We start from the raw sequence: 19,825 nt of genomic DNA on the forward strand, positions 1-19,825 counted from the left end.
CGACGGTGACGGTCGCCCCGCCGTATTCGACGCCGCGCACCTCGCCGGTGAGGGAGCGGGCATCCGGGGCGCCCTCGCCGATCCGCACGCGGTCGGCGCGCACCGAGACCGGGCGGCCGTCGACATGAAGCACGTTGTGGCCGCCCATGAAGCGGGCGACGAAGCCGGTGGCGGGGCGGTGGAAGACGTCCTGCGGCGACCCCGCCTGCTCGATGCGGCCGTCCTTCATGATCACCACGAGATCGGCGAGCGCCATCGCCTCGTCCTGGCCGTGGGTGACGTGGAGGAACGAGATGCCGAGCTCGCGCTGGAGGCGCTTCAGCTCGGTGCGCACGCGAAGCCGTAGGAACGGGTCGAGGGCGGAGAGCGGCTCGTCGAGAAGGAGGATGCCGGGGTCGGTGACGAGGGCTCTGGCGAGCGCCACGCGCTGCTGCTGGCCCCCCGAGAGCTGCGCCGGCATGCGCGTCTCGAAGCGCGTGAGATCGACGAGCTCCATCACGGCCCGCGCCTTGCGGGTGCGCTCGTCCTTGGATGCGCCCTTCATCTTCAGGGAGAAGGCGACGTTGTCGAGGACGGTGAGATGGGGAAACAGCGCGTAGGACTGGAACATCATCGCCGTGCCGCGCCGGGCGGGGGCGAGATCCGTGACGTTGTGGGCGCCGAGGATGATGTCGCCGCCCGACACGCTCTCGTGGCCGGCGATCATGCGCATGGTGGAGGACTTGCCGCAGCCCGAAGGCCCGAGGAAGCAGCAATAGGTGCCGGCCGGCACGCGCAGGTCGATCGCGTCCACCGCCACCGTCGCGCCGTAGCGCTTGGTCAGCTTGACGAGTTCGAGGTCACCAGGGGCCATGCGTCCGTCTCCACTCCGCCTGGGAAGGAGAAAGCAGGAAGCGTGCCACACCGGAAAACCGCTTGAGAGAGGCGATGACCTCCGGCCTCCGGCCCTCGGGGGTGGACGCAGCCTTGGAGCGAATGCACAGCAAGGATGCGACGGCCGTCGCCGACTGCCTAAGTTGTACACAATCCTTGTATGCGATCGTCACCGCGGCGGGTGGCGTCGCATGGCATTGTTCATGCAAGACGAGACGCGCGACCGACGGTCGCCCCGTTGCGGAGATGATGCGTGCCGTCCGACCCCGTCCCGGACCATGGGAATGCCGCTTCCTGGCAGCCGATCTACGATGGCGTCCTGAACGCGATCGCGCGGCACCGGCTGGGGCCCGGTGCCAAGCTCGTGGAAGAGGAGATCGCCGACATCTACGGCATCAGTCGCACGGTCGTGCGCGCGGCGCTCCAGGCATTGGCGCGCGACGGCGTCGTGGTTCTCCAGCGCAACAAGGGGGCTCGCGTCGCTCATCCGACGCCGGACGAGGCGCGCGAGATCTTCGAGGCGCGGGCCGTGGTCGAGCCGCCGCTTGCGGCCTTGGCCGCAACGCGCATGCGGCCCGAGGACGCGCGGATGCTGCGCAGGTCGATCGAGGCCGAGCACGGCGCCTGGCATGCCGACAATCCGCGCGAGGCCGTCTATCACTCCGCCGATTTCCACCGGCAGATCGCGCGCATGTCGGGGCAGGGCGTGCTGGCCGCGATCGTCGACGGCCTCCTGTCCCGCTCCTCGCTGGTGATCGCGCTCTACTGGCGCCAGCCGGCGACGCTCTGCGACAACGCCGCTCATCGAGCGCTTCTCGATGCCCTGTCCCAAGGGGAGCGCGCACGCGCGTCCGATCTCATGCGAAGCCATGTCGAGGCGCTGCTGGCGGGCCTCGATCTCTTCGCCGCGCCGTCATACCCGTCGAACCTCGCCAGCACCCTGAGACCGGGCGCCTGACGGGGCGAGGCGGCTTGGCGGGCGACCGCCTGTCGGCGGGGCTCGCCCTGTCCCGGCCATCGCCGCTCCCCGGCACGTTCGATCCGGGCGACGGCGTCCCGGCGGGCGCGAGAAGCGCCGTGTCCTCGACCTCTGCGCCGGTGCATGGCGGCTGCCAGAGACCCGGCCATGCACGGGAACCAGGTCCGTGGACGGCGGCGAAAGCCTCCCTGCCGGGTGGCCGCCTTCAAAGGAGCCGGTAATGGGCGGCCCTTGCGATGAGTTGGGCCCTGTTGCGGGCGCCGAGCTTCCGGGCCGCCGCGTTGAGATGCATGGTCACGGTCGGCACCGAGCGGCTGAGCTTTCCGGAGATGTCCTTGGCGGACAGGCCGTCGGCGGAGAAGCGCAGGCATTCTCGCTCGCGCGGCGTCAGATGCACGGCGCGCGAGCGGCGCTCGCCTTCGCCGAAGAGGGGCTCCACGCCCGCATGCAGCGCATGGGCGAGAAGGGTGAAATCGCCGAGCAGCCGTGCGCCCTCCCGATGGAAGTCGTCCCGCGCGTCGTAGCGGATGCCCGTGACGGTCGCGCAGTCGCCCGACCGGCCATGGATCGGCACCGTCACGCCGCAGGTGATCGCCATGTCGTGGACATAGCTCACCACGGGTTCGTGGCGCTTCTCGAGCGCGGGGTTCAGCACCGTCCGCCCGTCCCGGCGATAGCTCCACACGAAGGGTCGCGAGCTGTTCAGCGCCAGATGCTGCACGGGATCGATCTGATAGAAGCCGTTCGTCGACCAGAGTTCGACCATGTCGAGCGGGACGTCGCGCATGCCGAAGAACGACGGGGTGATCAGTTCGCCGTCGTGCGTGTAGGCGACCGGCGCATAATCGTAGATCAGGGCGCCCAGTCCGAGCGCGTCCATCGCGGCACGGGCGACGTCCAGCTTGCCGTCGATCGTCGCGGCATCGCCCAGCGCGTCGTCCAAGTCCCAGGCATCCCAAGCCATCGCGGCCGTCCACCACTGCCGAACATTGAGGCATGTTCACATCTTGTGCGATCGCGGGCAAGCGGGCAGGCTCGGACCCTGGTAGTTTTGATAGCTTTCGCGCGACCAAAACGCTGTCCTACTCTCGACGCCGGGCAACCGTGGCAAGGCGACAAGCAAGCATGTGGCGTGAGATCGAACCGGACGAAACCCGCAGCGTCGAGGTCGAGGGAGGCCGCGTCGTCACCTATTCCTTCGGCGAGGGCGACGACACGGTCCTCCTTCTCAACGGCGGGCCGGGACTGCCCTGCGACTACCTGCGCGACTCCCATTCGTGCCTCGTGGATCACGGCTACCGGGTCGTCGCCTTCGACCAGCTCGGCACCGGGCGGTCCGACCGGCCGACGGATCCGGCGCTCTGGACGATCACCCGCTATGTCGGCGAGGTCGAGGCCGTGCGGCAGGCGCTGGGCCTCGGGCCGGTCCATCTGATCGGCCAATCCTGGGGCGGCTGGCTGTCGGTGGAATACGCGCTGACCCATCCGGCGGGGCTGCGGACGCTAGTCCTGGAGAACACCGCCGCCGACATTCCGCATCTCGTCGGCGAACTCGGTCGCCTGCGCGAGGCGCTCGGCTCGGAGACCGTGGCCATGATGCAGCGCCACGAGGCGGAAGGGACGCTCGCTCATCCGGAGTATCAGGCCGCGATCACGCTCCTGAACCACCGGCATGTCTGCCGCCTGTCCGAATGGCCCGCGCCCGTGCGCCGTTCCCTGGATGACTGGAACATGGGCCCTTACGAGACGATCCAGGGCCCGAACGAGTTCACCTACACCGGCAATCTCAAGGACTGGAACCGCATCCCCGACATGCACGCGATCAAGGTTCCGACCCTGATCACGGTGGGCCAGCACGACGAGCTGACGCCGGCTTGCGCCATGCGCATGAAGCTCGCCCTGCCCGACGCCGAACTGCGCGTCTTTCCCAATTCCAGCCACATGCCCTTCTTCGAGGAGCCCGACGCCTTCTTCCCCGTCCTTCTGGATTTCCTCCGGCGCCGTGGGGGACGCCGGGCCGCGCCGATGGCGGGAGCCGCCTGAGGCCGCTCCATGCACCGCTATCGCTTCGTCCTGTCGCGCCCCTTCCAGTTCATTCCGGTGCTTCTCGGCATCAGCCTCGTCACCTTCGTGCTGGTGCGCGCGATCCCCGGCGATCCCGCCCGGTTGATCCTCGGCACGCGGGCGACGCCGCAGGCGCTGGAACGCGTGCGCGCGCAGTTCGGCCTCGATGAGCCGCTCTGGCTCCAGTATCTCTACTTCCTGCGCAACCTCGGGCGCGGCGAGATGGGCCGCTCGATCCTCTACAAGGTCGACGTGCTCGATCTCATTCTCGGGCGCCTGGAGCCGACGCTGGTCCTCGTGGCGGGTTCGGTCGCGCTGTCGCTCCTCATCTGCGTTCCCCTGGCGATGCTGGCCGCCCGGAGGCAGGGCACGGCGACAGACGGCGGCGTGCGCCTCGCCTCGACGCTCGGCCTCGGCCTGCCGAACTTCTGGCTGGCCATCATGCTGATCATCCTGTTTTCGGTGACGCTCGGCTGGTTCCCGGTCTCCGGCTACGGCGACACGCTGGCCGCGAAGCTGCACCACATGGCGCTGCCCTGGCTGACGGTGGCGCTCTCGCTCTCGGCGGTGCTCACCCGCCAGCTGCGCGCCTCGCTGATCGCCGAGATGCGGTCCGACGTCGCCCTTGCGGCGCGCGCCCGCGGTCTGCCCGAGCGCACCATCTTCCGCCGCCATGTCCTGCCCAACTCGATCCTGCCGACGCTCAATCTCCTGGCCGTCAACATCGGGTGGCTGATCGGGGGAACGGTGGTGGTGGAGCAGGTCTTCGCCATCCCGGGCATGGGGCAGCTGCTGGTGCGGGCGATCTTCTCGCGCGACTACATGGTGGTGCAGGGCGTCGCGATGGTGTTCGCCGTCGCGACGGTGCTGGTGAACTTCCTGGCCGACATCCTCACCGTCACGGCCGACCCGCGGGTGCGCCTGTGAGCGCGCTTCCCGTCTCGCCTCCGGCGGCGGCACCGCCCCTGGCGCGGCGCTCCGGGGCGCTGCCGCTGCCGCTTGTCGTCGGGCTCGCGATGCTCGCCGCCTTCCTGCTTCTGGCGCTCCTCGCCCCCGTCGTCGCGCCCTACGACCCGATCTTCCAGGACGCGGCCGCACGCCTTGCCCCGCCATCGCGCGCCCATCCTTTCGGCACCGACAACTACGGCCGCGACATTCTCTCGCGCATCATCTGGGGCACGCGCATCGACCTGCAGCTCGCCGTCCTCGGCGTCGTCTTCCCGTTTCTCATCGGTACCGCGGTGGGCACCGTGTCCGGCTATTTCGGCGGGATCGTCGACGGCATCTTCATGCGCATCGTCGACGTCGTCCTGGCCTTCCCGTTCCTCGTGCTGATGCTCTCGGTGATCACGATCCTCGGGCCCGGCCTCCATAGCTTCTTCATCGCCATGGCGCTCGTCGGCTGGGTGTCCTACGCCCGGCTCGTGCGGGCCCAGATCCTGGTCCTCAAGGGGAGCGACTTCGCGCTCGCCGCCCGCTCGCTCGGCTTCTCCCACGCCCGCATCATGTTCCGCCACCTCCTGCCCAACGCGCTGACGGCCTCCGTCGTGTTCGCGATGTCGGACTGCGTCCTCGTGCTCCTGTCGGGCGCGGCGATCTCCTATCTCGGTCTCGGCGTGCAGCCACCGGCGGCCGAGTGGGGCATCATGGTCGCGGAAGGCCAGGGCTTCCTGGCCCGCGCCTGGTGGATATCGGCGTTTCCCGGCCTTGCGATCGTGGTCCTCGCCTTCGGCTTCAGCCTCGTCGCGGACGGGCTCGGCGACCTTCTGGGGCAACGCGCATGAGCGCGGCCGGCGTCGATGCCCTGGAGGTGGCGGGGCTGACGGTGCGCGCCGACGGCGCCTTCGGCGAGCGCCGGATCGTGGACGACCTGTCCTTCCGCCTCGGGCACGGCGAGATCCTCGGGCTCGTCGGCGAGAGCGGATCGGGAAAGACGGTCGCCTGCCGGGCCCTGATGCGCCTCCTGCCGCCGTCGCTCGCCGTCTCGGCCAACGCGATCCGTCTCCATGGGCGCGAGATCTCGGGGCTGGGGGACGCCGAGTTCGCGCCGTTGCGGGGCCGCGAGATCGGCATGGTGTTCCAGAACCCGGCAAGCCATCTCGACCCCGTGATGCGGATCGGCGAGCAGATCGCCGAGACCGTGCGCCTGACGCGGCGTCTCGGTCGGCGCGAGGCGGAGGCCGAGAGCGTCGAGCTCCTGCGCCAGGTCGGCATCCCCGATCCCGTGCGCCGCGCGCGCGCCTTCCCGCACGAGTTCTCGGGCGGCATGCGGCAGCGCGCGATGATCGCGGTGGCGCTCGCCTCCGACCCGAACGTCCTGATCGCCGACGAGCCCACCACCGCGCTCGACGTCACGGTTCAGGCGCAGATCCTGCGCCTCCTCCTCGACCTTCGCGACCGTCGCGGACTGGCGATCATCTTCATCACGCACGACCTCGGCGTGGTGTCGCAGCTCTGCGACCGGATCGCCGTACTCTATGCCGGCCGCCTCTGCGAGATCGGCGCCAAGCGCGATGTCCTCGCGACGCCGCGCCATCCCTATGCCGCGGGGCTCGTCGATTGCCAGCCCGCCCACAGCGCCGGGGCGCGGCGCCTGCGCACCATCGAGGGACAGCCGCCGGGCGTCGGTGAGATGCCGCCGGGCTGCCGCTTCCATCCGCGCTGTCCGAACGCCGCCGGCGACTGCCGCAGCCACCAGCCACCTCTGGTCGCGATGGGGCCGCAGCGCTGGGCCGCGTGCCATCATCCGCTCGGCTCCGCGAGGGGCGCGGCATGAGCGCGCCCGACATCATCCTCGAGGCCGACGACGTGGTGGTGCGCTTTCCCGGACCCGGCGCGGGGCCGTTCGGCCTCCGGCGTCGCCACGTCCAGGCCGTGAACGGCGTCTCGCTCCAGGTGCGGCGCGGCGAGACGATCGGCATCGTCGGCGAATCGGGATCGGGCAAGTCGACGCTCGGCCGTGCGCTGCTCGGGCTCGAGCCGATCGCGGCAGGCCATGTCGTGCTCGACGGGCTCGCCGTGTCCGAGGGCCGCCGTGCAGACGTCAGGGCCCTGCGCCGGCGCACGGCCATGGTATTCCAGGATCCCGCCAACTCGTTGAACCCGCGACGGACCGTCGGCGACACGCTGGCCGAAGTCCTGCGGGTGCACGGAAAGGCGGAGCGCGGAAGGACGGACCGCCGCGTCGGCGAGCTCCTGGCGATGGTGGGCCTCGATCCGGCGCTCGCCGGCCGACGCCCGGCCGCCCTTTCGGGCGGTCAGTGCCAGCGCGTCGGGATCGCGCGTGCGCTCGCGGTCGAGCCCCGCCTCGTGATCGCCGACGAATGCGTCGCCGCGCTCGACGTGTCGATACAGGGACAGGTCATCAACCTTTTCCTCGACCTGAAGGAGCAGATCGGCCTGACGCTGATCTTCATTGCGCACGACCTCGCCATCGTGCGGCGGCTCTGCGACCGCGTCGCGGTCATGTATCTCGGGCGGATCGTCGAGGAAGGGCCGACCGAGCGCGTGTTCCGCCAGCCGCGCCACCCCTACACGATGGCGCTGATCGCCTCGATCCCGGAGATCGACCCCGACCTCGCGTTGCCGCTGGCCCCGATGGTCGGCGAGCCGCCGAGCCCGCTCGAGCCGCCGCCCGGCTGCGCTTTCCACCCGCGCTGCGTCTTCGCGCAGGAGACGTGCCGCTCCGGTCCGCCTCCGGTTCTGCGCCGCGCCGACGACCACGGCTGGGCTTGCATCCTCGAGCCCGGCGCGCTCGCCGCACCGCTTTCCGACCTCCCACCCCTTCCTGTCCCCACCGAACGCGAGGCTTTCCCATGACTCGACCCCGCATGATCCGCCTTCTGGCCGCGACGGCGCTCGCCACCCTCTCGCTCACCGCCTCGATCGCCGAGGCCGCCGGGGTGCTCACGATCGGCCGGCGCGAGGACTCCACGACCTTCGACCCCATTGCCTCCGCGCAGAACGTCGACAACTGGGTCTATTCCAACGTCTTCGACGTGCTCGTGCGCGTCGACAAGACCGGCACCAAGCTGGAGCCGGGACTTGCCGAGACCTGGACCGTCTCGGACGACAAGCTGAGCTATACGTTCAAGCTGCGCGAGGCGAAGTTCTCGGACGATGCGCCCGTGACCGCCGAGGACGCGGCCTTCTCGCTCCTGCGCATCCGCGACGATCCCGCCTCGCTCTGGTCCTCGAGCTATTCCATCATCGACACGGCGGAGGCGAGCGACCCGCGCACGCTAACCGTCAAGCTGAAGGAGCCATCGGTCCCGTTCCTGGCCTCCCTCGCCCTGCCCAACGCATCGGTTCTGCCGAAAGCGGTGGTGGAGGCGAAGGGCGAGGACTTCGCCTCGGCTCCGATCGGCTCGGGCGCCTTCTCGGTCAAGGAATGGATCCGCGGCGACCGCGTCATCCTCGAGAAGAACCCGAACTACTGGGAAGCCGACAAGGTCGACCTCGACGGCGTGGAGTGGATCTCGGTACCCGACGACAACACCCGAATGCTGAACGTCCAGGCCGGCCAGCTGGACGCCGCGATCTTCGTGCCCTTCTCGCGCGTCGAGCAGTTGAAGCAGGATCCCGCGCTCAAGGTTTCGCTCGACACGTCGACCCGCGAGGACGCGCTCCTCATCAACCACGAGAAGGGAACGCTCGGCGAGGTCGCTGTCCGCCAGGCGCTCGACATGGCGATCGACAAGCAGGCCATCGTCGACGCCGTCACCTTCGGCATCGGCGAGGTCGCCAACTCCTACATTCCGAAGGGCGCCCTCTATTATCACGCCGACAATCTGCGCCGCCCCTACGACCCGGAGCGCGCCAAGGCGATGCTGGCCGAGGCGGGGGCGTCCGACCTCGCACTCGACTACAACGTCAAGGCCGGCGACGAGGTTGACGAGCAGATCGCCGTCCTCATGCAGCAGCAGCTCGGCCTCGCCGGCGTCACGGTCAACATCAACAAGGTCGACGCCGCCTCGCAGTGGGACATGTTCATCAACGGCGATTTCGACGTGGCGGTCGGCTATTGGACCAACGATGTCCTCGATCCCGACCAGAAGACCACCTTCGTGCTCGGCCACGACACGAACATGAACTACATGACGCGCTACAAGAACGACAAGGTAAAGGCCCTCGTGGCCGAGGCGCGAACCGAGGCCGACCCGGCCAAGCGCGAGGCGATGTATGTCGAGCTTCAGACGATCGCCAAGGACGAGGTCAACTGGATCGACCTCTACTACAGCCCTTACATCAACGTGACGCGCGCCAACATCGACGGCTTCTACCAGAACCCGCTGGGCCGTTTCTGGTTGGAGGACGTGCGCAAGAACTGAGCATCCCGAAATCAGGCTCCGCCTATCCGGCCGGCGGAGCCTGGAAGATCGACCGCGAAGGAAGAAGCCGGACGCTCGAGGCGGAGCGGCCGACCGGCCGCTGGAGCTTGACCCCGGGGCGCGCCACCCTCTCGTTCCCCAGGAGTGATAGGCCTCGCCCATGGCGGTCGCGACCGTCCCGGGCTCGTTCGCCAGAGATCCCCGCAACCATCGCCGCCGACATGCGCCGCGCCCGCCATACCCGGCGAAGCCGCCGGGGGTCGAGCCGATGCGCCATCGCTCGCCGACCCGGCGTTCGGGAGACATGCACTAGGCCGCGATCGGCATCGCCTTGATGCTGTCGACGAGGATGCCGGCGGTCGCGGTCTGCGCCGTGCCCGTCGAGCGGATGCCGGGATGGCCGGGGGCCGCGATATCCGTATCTGTCGCCGAGATGATCAGGCCGTTGTTGAGATAGGCCTGGATCGCGCTGCCGCTCACCCGCAGCCGCAGGAGATGGGCCCCGGCCGAGAACGATCCGGAGACGGTGGCCCCAAGCTGCGTGCTCGCGCCCGCCACGGTCTTGAACATCTGCCAGCCGCCGGCCGAGGACGAGTAGCGGGCGAAATAGAAGGTGTTCGCCGCAGCGTCCGCCCTCGCCATGATGCCGCGATCGTTGGTGGCGAGCGGACCGGCGAAGACGAGGACGGCTTCCACGTCGTAATCGGCAGACGGGGCGGCCTTCAGCGATCGGAAGACGTTCAGCGTCGAGGGCGACACCATCCTGCCGGCACCGATCACGGCCGGCGAGGCCGGCGTGTAGCCCAGCTGCAGCACCCACGACGTGCCGCTTTCCCCGACATGCGCCGTCAGGGGCGTGCCGTCGGCATCCGTCATCGTATCGTCGAGCCAGGGCGTCGTGCCGACCGGGATGGTGCCGGCCCGCTTCGCCGCGAGGACGCAGGCCGCGATCGCCGCATGGCCCGCATCGGTCGGGTGGATGTTGTCGGGACCGATCAGCGAAGCGCCGCCGCCATCCCGCATGGCGGCATAAGCGTCCGCGAGATAGGTGTCGTACTCAGCCGCGAGCGCCTTGACGACGTTGACATAGGCCTCGAAGCCCGCCCGGGTCTGGCCCGAGAATCCGCTGGACCCGGTGCCGAGCCCCGCGTCGCTGATCCACCAGGGGGTGACGAGCACGATGCGGTCGCGCCGGTAGCCGGCCGCGAGGAGGCCGTCGAGGATCTCGCGGTAGTCGGTCTCGAACTCGCGGACGTTGAACGTCGCCGGCGCCCCCACGTAGCGCGCGTCGTTGTAGCCGTAGGCGATGACGAGGGTTTCGCGTTGCGCCGCGGCGCCGGTCAGGGCGCCGGCAAAGCGATCGCGACCATTGCTCGCCATCGGCGCTCCGCTGGCGTCGGGGCTGTTCTGGAGAACGGTGCCGGAGATCGCCTGGTTGAGGACGAGCCCGCCGGTCAACGCCGACGCCACGATATTGACGTAGCGCTGCGCCGCGCCGGACGCGCCGGTGCCGAAGGTGTAGCTGTCGCCGAAGGCCGCGAGGTTGACCACGGATGCGGGCAGGCCGCTCGCGGACGCGTTGCCGATCGAACCGGAGGCGACGACGCAGTGCGGCGAGGTCACCTCGGCCCGGGCCGTGACCGCCTGTCCGATGGCCGGCGCCGTTGCGAAGGCGTGGGACCAGGTCCCGGAGGGCGACGCGAAGGCCGTTCCCGCCGCGATGCCGTCCAGAAGCACGGTGACGGTTGCGCCGGCTGGGGCACGTCCGCTCGCGGTCCGCGTGGCCGCATCGTAGACCGGGCGCGAGGGGAGCGATGCGCTCCGCCCGCCCGACAGGTTGCCGATCCCGAGGCCCGGCATCACGCCATCCCCACGATGTGGCCGGCGGTGGTGCCCGTCGCCAGGACGCGTGCCACGCGGATGGGAAGGCCCGCACCGTCGCCGACGTTGCGGAAGACGACGGTGTCGCCCGATACGCGGTCCTGAACGGCGATGTCGCCGCCGAGGCCGACATAGATGCCGGTGGTCACGAACGGCAGGTCGACGCTGTCGCTCGGCGAGACCGCGAAGACGCGGTTGGCGGGGCCGGCGGCGGTCGTCGCGGCATTGAGATAGGGGTCTTGAGCGGGCATCGGGTCCTCCTTCGAGCCCGATCAGGCTACCGACGCCGCAAGGGACCGGGGAAAACCGGAGGACGGCTTTTCGGACGAACGCAACCGTGCAGCGCGTGGAGGGCCGCGGAGCCGAACCCGCGTGACGATCCCTAACGGCGCGCCTGCCCGAACGCCTCGATCGCCGTGCGCAGGGCGCCGGCGAAGGCCCGCGGCTTGAGTTCGCCCCGTGCCACGAGAGCCGAGCCGACGGCCAGCTTGCGCACCAGGGCTCCGCGCAGGGCCGGGACCTGACGGGCGTGACGGGCGATCACCATCAGCCCGGACGGATAGTACTTCGCCCGGATGGCGGTGTTGCGGTCGCGGTGACCGATGCAGGGAAGGGGTAGGAAGCGGGTGCGCCGCGACAGGGCGAAGGCCCGCAGGGCGTAGTCCGTGTCCTCGGATCCGTTCAGCCGCGCGCCGACGCCAAGGTCCAGATCGAACTCCCCGACCTGCCGTGCCACCGCGCTTCGGAACACCATCGTGTTGGAGGACGCGCGACGCAGGACGTCGTGCACCGAGGCGTCGCGCTCGAGCGCGCCGTCCATCGGCACGGGGCTCGACGCGTAGTCGCAGAACCAGAGGTCGAGGTCGGACCGCGCCGAGAAGGCGTCGTGGATGTAGGGAAGCGCCCCTTCCGGATACCAGCAGTCGTCGTCCGGGAAGGCGACGATCTCGTCGCCGGCCATCCAACCGAGGCGCCGTCCCTCGGCGAGCAGGAGATTGCGCGCCGCCGAGAGCGAGACGAGGCCGGGCGCCGTCAGAAGGGTGACGAGGCGCGCCTCCTCCTCCGACAGGAGGTCCGCCGGCGCACTGTCGCAGCCCTGCAGCAGGATCAGGAGCCGCACGTCGATGTCGGCCCGCGCCCGGGCGGCTGCGGCCACGGAAGCGATCATGCGCGCCAGGACGTCCGAACGGCCGGACGAGAGATTGGCCGTGCTGAACAGGTTCACGATCATGGATGCGGGGCTCCGGGGCAGGGGAACGCGGCGGTCGCGGCGGACGGCGCGGCGTTGCGATGGGCGGCGGCGAACGGGCGTTCGGGGCGTCTCACCGGTCTTCGGACGCCGAACAGCGCAGCACGCCGTCGTCCACCAGATGCTTCATGATGTTGGGCACGACGATGGCGGTGGCGCTGCCGGGGGTCGGATGGGCGCCGTCGGCGATGGCGAGATAGAGCGCGTCCGCCCCCATCTTTTCCCAGTCCGGCCGGTGATCGATGTAGCGAAGTCCGAGTTCCTCGGCGAGGCGCCGATGGGCGTCCTCGTATCGGTCCCGGAACGGACGCGCCCAGAGGCGGCGGCCGCTGACCGGGTTCATGGACATGACGTAGACGACGACATCCGGGTTCTCGCGGCGGAACGCGCCGATGATCGCGCGCATGTTGTCGACGGACGACGAGACGGTGATCAAGTTGTTGATCGCGGCGTCGTTGACGGCGAACTCCAGAAACAGGATGTCGGGCCGCGTCGCCGCGACCCTGTCCACGGCCTCGACGCCCCAGTCGGAGGCGGCGCCCGACCGGCCGTCGTTGCTCACGGCGACCGGCCCCCGGATGCAGGCCTCGATCGCGGCGGCGAGCGGCTTCTGCCAGCCGCCGATCGCGGTCAGGCTGGTGCCAAACGTGGCTACCCGCAGCGGGCCGTTCCCGGCACCGGGCGGCGCGGCCTGCGCGCTCGCGATGCCCCATGCCAGGGCCGCGATCGTCAGACCGCGGCGTGCGCCTGTTGCGTCCATCGGTGAGAGCCTCCGTGCCGAACGCGAAGGCCGGAGGGACCCGCCGATGGCGGGACCCGCGCCCTCGCTGCGCGAGGTCAGGCCGAGCGCGCCAGGGCCTCGGGCGCCGGCGCCTGCACGCTGGTGCGGCCGATCGAGTGGTACTCGAAGCCGGCCTGCGTCATCGCCTCCAGCGAGAACACGTTGCGGAAGTCGACCATGATCGGATGGCGCAGCGCCGCGCGGTAGCCGTCCAGCGGGAAGCGGACGAACTCGTCCCATTCGGTGGCGAGGACGCAGAGGTCGGCGCCGTCGATCGCCTCGGCCATGGTCGCGCAATAGGTGATCGCATCGCCGAGCATCTCGCGCGCGTGCTCGCTGCCCTTCGGATCGTAGGCCCTGACGATCGCGCCGCGCTGGACGAGCTGTTCGGCAACCAGCACCGCCACGCTGTCGCGCACGTCGTCGGTGTTGGGCTTGAAGGTCAGGCCGAGGAGGCCGATCGTCCGGCCGTCGACGGAGCCACCGGCCGCCTGGAGAACCTTGGCCACCATGCGGTGCGGGCGCGAGCGGTTCACCGTGATGACGGCCTCCACGATCGTCGCGGGGCTCAGCGCCTTCTCGCCGATGTGGACCATGGCCAGCGTGTCCTTCGGGAAGCACGAGCCGCCGTAGCCGGGACCCGGCTTCAGGAACTCGCGTCCGATGCGCTTGTCCGAGCCCATGCCGCGCGAGATGGCGCCGATGTCGCCGCCCACCTTCTCGCAGATGTCGGCCATCTCGTTGATGAAGCTCACCTTCGTCGCCAGGAACGTGTTGGCGGCGTACTTGATGAGTTCGGACGAGATGATGTCGGTCGAGATCAGCTCGAAGCCCTGGCTCGTGAAGGGGCGATAGAGCGCCTCCAGCTGTTCGCGTGCCCGCGCGCTGTCGGTGCCGATCACGATGCGGTCGGGCTTCATGAAGTCGGAGACCGCATTGCCTTCGCGCAGGAACTCGGGATTGGAGGCGACGTCGAAGTCGAGCGACGGGTTCTCGCGCTCGATGATGCGACGCACCTCGTTGCCGGTGCCGGCGGGAACGGTCGACTTGGTGACCACCACGGCATAGTGGTCGAGGTTGCGTGCGATGTCGCGGCTTGCGGCGTAGACGTATTGGAGGTCGGCATTGCCGTCGAGCTTGCGGGTCGGCGTGCCCACCGCGATGATCACGATCTCGGCCGCGCGCAGCGCCTCGGCGATGTCCGTCGTGAAGGTGAGGCGCCCGGCCTCGGCGTTGCGCGCCACGACCTCGTCGAGGCCCGGCTCGTAGATCGGGATGATGCCGGCCTTGAGCTTCTCGATCTTCGCCTCGACCTGGTCGACGCAGGCGACGCGCCACCCGGCCTCGGCAAGACAGGAGCCGCTGACGAGGCCCACGTAGCCCGTCCCGATCACGGCAACCTGGGGCGCCGAGCTTCCGGCAAGCGACATATCCAACATCGGACCGTTCCATCACGTTCGAGTTGCAGGACGCCCCCTGAGTTCGCCTCAGGTCATTCTACAACTGCAGGATAACGACCCCATGTTTCACGACATCTCCCGCAATGCAAGAAAAGGAACGTGACAGGATTGCCGGCGGACGTTGCGAACGCCCCCGGATCCCCGCGCTATGCGCGCCGGGTGATACGGCTATGTCAGCGGCGCGTGGCTCATGGCCGCGACCCTCGGTCAGACCGCGGTTTCTTCTCCGGCCTCTGGCCGCAGGGCGCGGTCCTGGCGCAGCGAGACGACCATGCCGGCCAGTCTGCGCAGGGGATCATCGGCGGATGAGGCAGACGGAGCGGCGGCGCTCTCGGTGGCGGGCACGGCGATCACCGATACCGTGTGACGGTCGACGAGGTCCTGCGCCACGCCGCGGATGCTGTCGAGGTCGCGCTGCAATGCGGCACGCCGGAAGGGGCCGCCCTTCAGGAGACCGCCGACCCCGCCGAAAGCCGACAGGCGCGCGCTCACCGCCTCGAGGCGCTCCATCTGTTTCCAGAATTCGGCCTCGGCGTTCGGATCGATCCATGTCCGATTCTGAAGCATGCTCAAGTCCCAGCCAGTCCGGTCGGTATAACTGTATTCAACTTGCGGCATCAAGCTTGTTCGGACCTGTGAGGCGAGGCTGCGTGGCGGCGGCGCCCGGGCGCGAACGGAATTGGTTGATCCTGTCGATGTTGCACTGCATATAACTTGGGCGGATACGGACGGAGGTTGCGGTGAAGCAGGCGATGGTTGTGGGCGGGGCCGGTTTCATCGGCACCCATCTTCTGGAGCACCTGCGCGCGGCGGGCGGTTACGACCGGCTCGTCAGCGTGGACCTCGTCGCCCCCGCGCGGCCCGTGGCGGGCGTCGACTACGAACGCCACGATATCCGCCATCCGTTTCCGGCCCGGCTCGACGGCGCCTATGATGCGATCTTCAATCTCGCCGCCGTGCACAGGACGCCCGGCCACGAGCCGCACGAATATTACGAGACCAATCTGGGCGGTGCGCTCACCGTGTGCGAGTTCGCCGCGCGCAACGGTGTCCGATCGATCCTGTTCACCAGTTCGATCGCCGTCTACGGCCCGGGCGAGGACCTGAAGACGGAAAGCTCGACGCCCGAGCCCGTCTCCGACTACGGTCGCTCCAAGCTCCTGTCGGAAGGGGTTCACCGCCAGTGGCTGGCGGGCGATGCGGCGCGTCGTCTGGTGATCGCGCGTCCCGCGGTGATCTTCGGGCAGGGGGAGGGGGGCAACTTCACGCGCCTCGCCGCCGCGCTGCGCAAGGGAACCTTCGTGTATCCCGGCCGCAAGGACACGATCAAATGCTGCGGCTATGTCGGCGAGATCGTGCGCTCGATGGAGCATGCCCTGGCGCTGGGCGAGCGCGAGTTCCTCTACAACTTCTGCTATCCGCAGGCCTACACGATCGAGGAGATCTGCCAGGCGTTCGAGCGCGTGGCGGGCTACCGGCCGCCGCGCGGCGTCCTGCCCCAGCCCGTGATGAACGCGGCGGCGCTTCCCTTCGAGGTGGTCGACCGCCTCGGCTTGCGGAACGGCATCAACCGCGAGCGCATCCTGAAGCTCGTGCGCTCGACCAGGGTCGAGCCTGCGGCGCTGATCGGATCGGGGTTCCGCTTCTCGACCGACCTCGAAGGGTCGCTGCGCGACTGGAAGAGCCGCTCAACGGGCGATCGCATGGTCTGAAGCCTCGCCGACGAGGCGCGGTGGCGAAAGCTCGCGCCTCTTGCCAGCGGCGGCCTCTGCCACGCACGCAAGAAGGGACCGCCGACGCTCCGCCGGCGGTCCCTTTCTCGTTTCCGATCTGCCCGTTCGATCAGGCCAGTAGGATGTGGGCGTTGTCCATGAAGGCGAGGCTCTTGCCGATCACGGCGATGTCCTGCGCCGCGCCGGCGCCCGTGCCGTCCGCGTCGTAGGACAGGACACCCGTGGAACGGTTGTAGATCACCTGCGCATGGTCGGCCGTCGCCTTGGCACCGATCACGAAGTCGGATGCCGCGAGCATGCCGCCGTCGGCGGTCAGGCCCGCGAAGGCCGACTGCGAGAGCTGGATCTTGTCGTCGGCGCTGAAGTCGAAGATCGTGTCGCGGTTGGCCGTGCCGAACTCGGCGAAGGCGAACGTGTCGGCGCCGCCCTTGCCCCAGAGCTGGTCGTTGCCAAGTCCGCCGGCGATGACGTTGTTGCCCGCCGAACCGGTGATGACGTTGTTCAGTTCGTTGCCGGTGCCGTCGATGTTGCCGCCCTGGAGGCGCAGGTTCTCGACATTGGCGTTGTCGCGCAGGTCCACCGAGACGGTGGTCCAGATCGTGTCGATGCCGCCGTTCGCCGTCTCCCCGACGACGCGCTCTCCCGCCGTGTCGAACACGTAGCCGTCGTTGCCGGCCGAGCCCTGGAACGTGTCGAGGCCGCCCTTGCCGTCCAGCCAGTCGTCGCCCGCGCCGCCGACCAGGACGTCGTTGTAGGCGCTGGCCTTGATGATGTAGCGCTCGACGCTCTCGCCCGTCAGCGAGCCGGTCGGCAGCCAGCCGAGATAGGACTTGATCGTGACGGCCGGGTTCTCGGTGTTCCCCTCCGACGACATCACGATGCGGCGGTCGCTCGTAAGTTCCAGCGTGTCGGTTCCCGTGCCGCCGTCGAACTTCGATCCGAAGACGAGGGTCGTGTTCTCGTTCACGATCAGCCGGTCATCGCCCGCCCCGCCGAAGAAGTCGGAAGAGGTGATGATGCCGCCGGACTCGGGCGTCTGGAACACGTCGTTGCCGTCCAGTCCGGAAATGCTGGCGGCCGTGTAGAACTTCGACGTGAACACGTCGTCGCTATTGGTGAGACCGGTGCGGCCGAACGTGAGAAGTTTATTAAAAAGCATTTCATCCCCCTGCTGTTGATGAACAATTCGTTAATGAAGCAGGCCGTCTTGAGTCAACTGGATGAATAATTATAAGTTAATGACGACACTTCGATCGATGCAAGCAAAGGTTGTCGGCGCCGTTGCGGCAGGTCCCGCCTTGCGTGCGGCATGACGCCAAGCGCGACCGCCTGCGCGCCTGGCGGCGGCGCGCAACACGGCTCAGCAGGGGTAGGGGGTGGAAGCGCCGAAGGGTCGGGTATCGCGGAAAGCGTCCGCGAAAGGGGCAGCCGACCGGTCGGCGGATCAGCGCAGGTCGATCCGGCGCGTGCGGCAGATGTCGATGTCGCGCAGGACCCGGAACGGCTTGGCGCGGGTGCGGTTTGTGCGCCCCGCGCGCTTGGGCGCATTGAAGTTCACCGTGAAGGTGAAGATGCACTTGTTGTAGTCGTCGAAGATCGTGACGGTGCGCGTCGAGCCGCCGGACAGCGGGATCCGGGTCAGGTTGCGGTTGTTGGCGACGAGTTCGCTCGCGAAGGCGGTGACCGTGTAGATCGTGTCGGTGGTGCGGTTGCGAAGCTCCACGCTCACGGTGGCCGCGGCGGCGGGCGCGGCGGGCGCGAGGGCGAGGATGGCCAGAAGGCATCCGGTCAGTTTGCGCATCGAGACGACCTTCCGGCGGTTGCGCGCCAGAACCTGGGGCACCGCGTTTCCTTTGGCAAGCACGCTGGGCCTCCGCGACGGCGTCCGCGCGAACGCGCCGCTCCATGGTCGTTAAGACCAATTGGAATGCTTTCTAGACAATCACGGACCTTTCTCGTCTATAGCTCCTTGTGCAATGCGGCCGCACGCGTGCGGTGCATCGCTCGAATTTGGTCGGACGAAGGAAGAGTGGGGCGCATGATGGTACCCAGCAGCAATCGGCTCGTTCATCCGGTCGTGATCGCCGGTGGATCCGGAACGCGGCTCTGGCCGGTGTCGCGCGATACGATGCCCAAGCAGTTCGTCTCCCTTTTGGATTCGGGTCGTTCGACCTTCGAGGAAACGATCCTCCGGGTGTCGGGCGAAGGGTTCGGGCGCCCGATCGTGGTGACCCATTCGGACTTCCGCTTCGTGGTGGCCGAGCAGTTGGCGGGCCTCGGCATCGCCGCGGACATCGTGCTGGAGCCCGAGCGGCGCGACTCGGCGGCCGCGATCGCGGTCGGCGCGCTGATGGCGGCCCGGCGCGACGAGGACGCGGTGTGCCTCGTGCTGGCGGCCGACCACCTGATCCCCGACGGCCAGCTCTTCACCGCCGATTGCCAGCAGGCCGCCGAGGCGGCGGCCCGGCACGACCGGATCATGCTGCTCGGCATCGAGCCGACCAGCCCCTCCACCGCCTACGGCTACATCGCGCCCGGCGCCCCCCTCGACGACGCGGGTGCCTTCACTGTGGATCGCTTCGCCGAAAAGCCCGATCGCGAGACGGCCGAGACCTATGTGGCCGAGGGCTACCGCTGGAACTCGGGCAACTTCGTCTTCCCCGCCCGGCTGATGCAGGAGGAGCTGTCCAGCTTCGCGCCGGCGGTTCTCGACGCCGCGCGCGGCGCCCTCGATGCGGCTGTCGCCGACCTCGACTTCCTGCGCCTCGACGCCGAAGCCTTCGCGGCGGCACCGCGCATCTCCATCGACTACGCGGTCATGGAGAAGACCCGGCGGGCCGGGGTCCTGAAGACGCGCTTCCGGTGGTCCGACATCGGCTCCTGGGATGCCATGTTCGACGTCAAGCGCAAGGACCCGGCCGGCAACGTCCTCGAAGGCGCGGTCAGCGTTCTCGACACGCGCTCGTCCTTCGTGCGCTCCGACGAGGTCCTGACCACCGTGGTCGGGCTCGACGACGTCGTCGTGGTGACGACCCCCGACGCGGTGCTCGTGACCTCGCGCGAGAAGGCGGGCGACGTGAAGACGCTGGTCGCCAAGCTCCATGCCGAGAACCGGTCCGAAGCGGGCCAGCACCACCGCATCCACCGGCCCTGGGGCTGGTACCAGCGCATCGACATCGGCGACCGGTTCCAGGTCAAGCATATCTGCGTCAAGCCGGGCGGCATCCTCAGCCTCCAGCGCCACTACCACCGCGCCGAGCACTGGGTCGTGGTCCACGGCACGGCGGAGGTGACGGTGGACGACACGGTGAAGCTCTTCCACGAGAACGAGGCGGCCTACCTGCCGATCGGCTGCACCCACCGCCTGCACAACCCCGGCAAGATTCCGCTCAAGCTCATCGAGGTCCAGGTCGGCTCCTATACCGGCGAAGACGACATCGTGCGCCTCGAGGACATCTACGCCCGGAACTGAAGC

17 protein-coding genes and 1 pseudogene are annotated in these 19,825 nt (G+C 68.9%); 8 read left to right on the forward strand and 10 right to left on the reverse strand.

All coding sequences use genetic code 11. The annotated features are described in order from the left end of the window. Positions 1-853: ABC transporter ATP-binding protein (locus AUL34_RS09095; protein ID WP_061933403.1), on the reverse strand; the 853-nt coding region annotated here is incomplete at its 3' end. A gap of 273 nt (positions 854-1,126) precedes the next feature. On the opposite strand from AUL34_RS09095, the gene AUL34_RS09100 reads away from it, so the two are divergent. Continuing rightward, on the forward strand, positions 1,127-1,831 hold the full coding sequence (locus AUL34_RS09100) for a GntR family transcriptional regulator (protein ID WP_061933404.1): 705 nt from the start codon (positions 1,127-1,129) through the stop codon (positions 1,829-1,831). Between the two features lie 226 nt (positions 1,832-2,057). Here the strand turns inward: AUL34_RS09100 and AUL34_RS09105 are convergent, their stop codons facing one another. Then, on the reverse strand, positions 2,058-2,816 hold the full coding sequence (locus AUL34_RS09105) for a LuxR family transcriptional regulator (RefSeq protein WP_061933405.1): 759 nt from the start codon (positions 2,814-2,816) through the stop codon (positions 2,058-2,060). Between the two features lie 161 nt (positions 2,817-2,977). On the opposite strand from AUL34_RS09105, the gene AUL34_RS09110 reads away from it, so the two are divergent. The 5 genes and pseudogenes from AUL34_RS09110 (at position 2,978) to AUL34_RS09135 (ending at position 9,246) form a co-directional block, all read left to right on the forward strand. After that, positions 2,978-3,895: a proline iminopeptidase-family hydrolase gene (locus tag AUL34_RS09110; RefSeq protein ID WP_061933406.1), complete on the forward strand. Its 918-nt coding sequence runs from the start codon at positions 2,978-2,980 to the stop codon at positions 3,893-3,895. Positions 3,896-3,904: 9 nt separating this feature from the next. Then, positions 3,905-4,843 carry an ABC transporter permease gene (locus AUL34_RS09115; RefSeq protein ID WP_061933407.1) on the forward strand — a complete coding sequence of 313 codons (939 nt, stop codon included), beginning with the start codon at positions 3,905-3,907 and terminating at the stop codon, positions 4,841-4,843. A gap of 38 nt (positions 4,844-4,881) precedes the next feature. After that, positions 4,882-5,700 (forward strand): ABC transporter permease, encoded by an 819-nt coding sequence (locus AUL34_RS09120; protein ID WP_274532651.1) that lies wholly within the window; start codon positions 4,882-4,884, stop codon positions 5,698-5,700. Next, positions 5,697-7,735: pseudogene (locus AUL34_RS23085) on the forward strand (dipeptide ABC transporter ATP-binding protein). The gene AUL34_RS09120 and the pseudogene AUL34_RS23085 overlap by 4 nt, the downstream one beginning before the upstream one ends. Beyond that, positions 7,732-9,246, forward strand: coding sequence for an ABC transporter substrate-binding protein (locus tag AUL34_RS09135; protein ID WP_061933411.1), 1,515 nt, complete (start codon positions 7,732-7,734; stop codon positions 9,244-9,246). The pseudogene AUL34_RS23085 and the gene AUL34_RS09135 overlap by 4 nt, the downstream one beginning before the upstream one ends. Positions 9,247-9,555: 309 nt before the next feature. Here AUL34_RS09135 and AUL34_RS09140 read toward each other — a convergent pair whose 3' ends face one another. The 6 genes from AUL34_RS09140 to AUL34_RS09165 form a co-directional block, all read right to left on the reverse strand. After that, positions 9,556-11,106: an SGNH/GDSL hydrolase family protein gene (locus tag AUL34_RS09140; RefSeq protein ID WP_061933412.1), complete on the reverse strand. Its 1,551-nt coding sequence runs from the start codon at positions 11,104-11,106 to the stop codon at positions 9,556-9,558. Continuing rightward, positions 11,106-11,378, reverse strand: a complete 273-nt coding sequence (locus AUL34_RS09145) for a hypothetical protein (RefSeq protein ID WP_061933413.1) — start codon at positions 11,376-11,378, stop codon at positions 11,106-11,108. Before AUL34_RS09145 ends, AUL34_RS09140 begins: the two co-directional genes overlap by 1 nt. A gap of 131 nt (positions 11,379-11,509) precedes the next feature. Further along, the gene (locus tag AUL34_RS09150; protein WP_061933414.1) at positions 11,510-12,358 is read right to left on the reverse strand and encodes a glycosyltransferase family 2 protein; all 849 of its coding nucleotides are present in this window, start codon (positions 12,356-12,358) and stop codon (positions 11,510-11,512) included. 91 nt (positions 12,359-12,449) lie between these two features. After that, entirely contained in the window at positions 12,450-13,136 is a 687-nt protein-coding gene (locus AUL34_RS09155) for an SGNH/GDSL hydrolase family protein (protein ID WP_061933415.1), read from the reverse strand. Positions 13,137-13,213: 77 nt separating this feature from the next. Further along, the gene (locus tag AUL34_RS09160) at positions 13,214-14,596 is read right to left on the reverse strand and encodes a UDP-glucose/GDP-mannose dehydrogenase family protein (protein WP_082653261.1); all 1,383 of its coding nucleotides are present in this window, start codon (positions 14,594-14,596) and stop codon (positions 13,214-13,216) included. Between the two features lie 228 nt (positions 14,597-14,824). Next, a complete protein-coding gene (locus AUL34_RS09165) occupies positions 14,825-15,184 on the reverse strand; it encodes a hypothetical protein (RefSeq protein ID WP_061933416.1) in 360 nt (119 codons plus the stop codon). A gap of 173 nt (positions 15,185-15,357) precedes the next feature. On the opposite strand from AUL34_RS09165, the gene AUL34_RS09170 reads away from it, so the two are divergent. Continuing rightward, positions 15,358-16,329, forward strand: a complete 972-nt coding sequence (locus AUL34_RS09170; RefSeq protein ID WP_082653262.1) for an NAD(P)-dependent oxidoreductase — start codon at positions 15,358-15,360, stop codon at positions 16,327-16,329. A gap of 130 nt (positions 16,330-16,459) precedes the next feature. Here the strand turns inward: AUL34_RS09170 and AUL34_RS09175 are convergent, their stop codons facing one another. Together AUL34_RS09175 and AUL34_RS09180 are read right to left on the reverse strand one after the other, a co-directional pair. After that, positions 16,460-17,509, reverse strand: a complete 1,050-nt coding sequence (locus AUL34_RS09175) for a calcium-binding protein (protein ID WP_061933417.1) — start codon at positions 17,507-17,509, stop codon at positions 16,460-16,462. Positions 17,510-17,794: 285 nt separating this feature from the next. Then, entirely contained in the window at positions 17,795-18,193 is a 399-nt protein-coding gene (locus AUL34_RS09180) for a hypothetical protein (RefSeq protein WP_192845724.1), read from the reverse strand. A gap of 198 nt (positions 18,194-18,391) precedes the next feature. On the opposite strand from AUL34_RS09180, the gene AUL34_RS09185 reads away from it, so the two are divergent. Continuing rightward, positions 18,392-19,822, forward strand: a complete 1,431-nt coding sequence (locus AUL34_RS09185) for a mannose-1-phosphate guanylyltransferase/mannose-6-phosphate isomerase (RefSeq protein ID WP_061933512.1) — start codon at positions 18,392-18,394, stop codon at positions 19,820-19,822. The last annotated feature ends 3 nt before the right edge of the window (positions 19,823-19,825 follow it).

Source organism: Aureimonas sp. AU22 (genome assembly GCF_001463745.1).
Classification (GTDB): domain Bacteria; phylum Pseudomonadota; class Alphaproteobacteria; order Rhizobiales; family Rhizobiaceae; genus Aureimonas.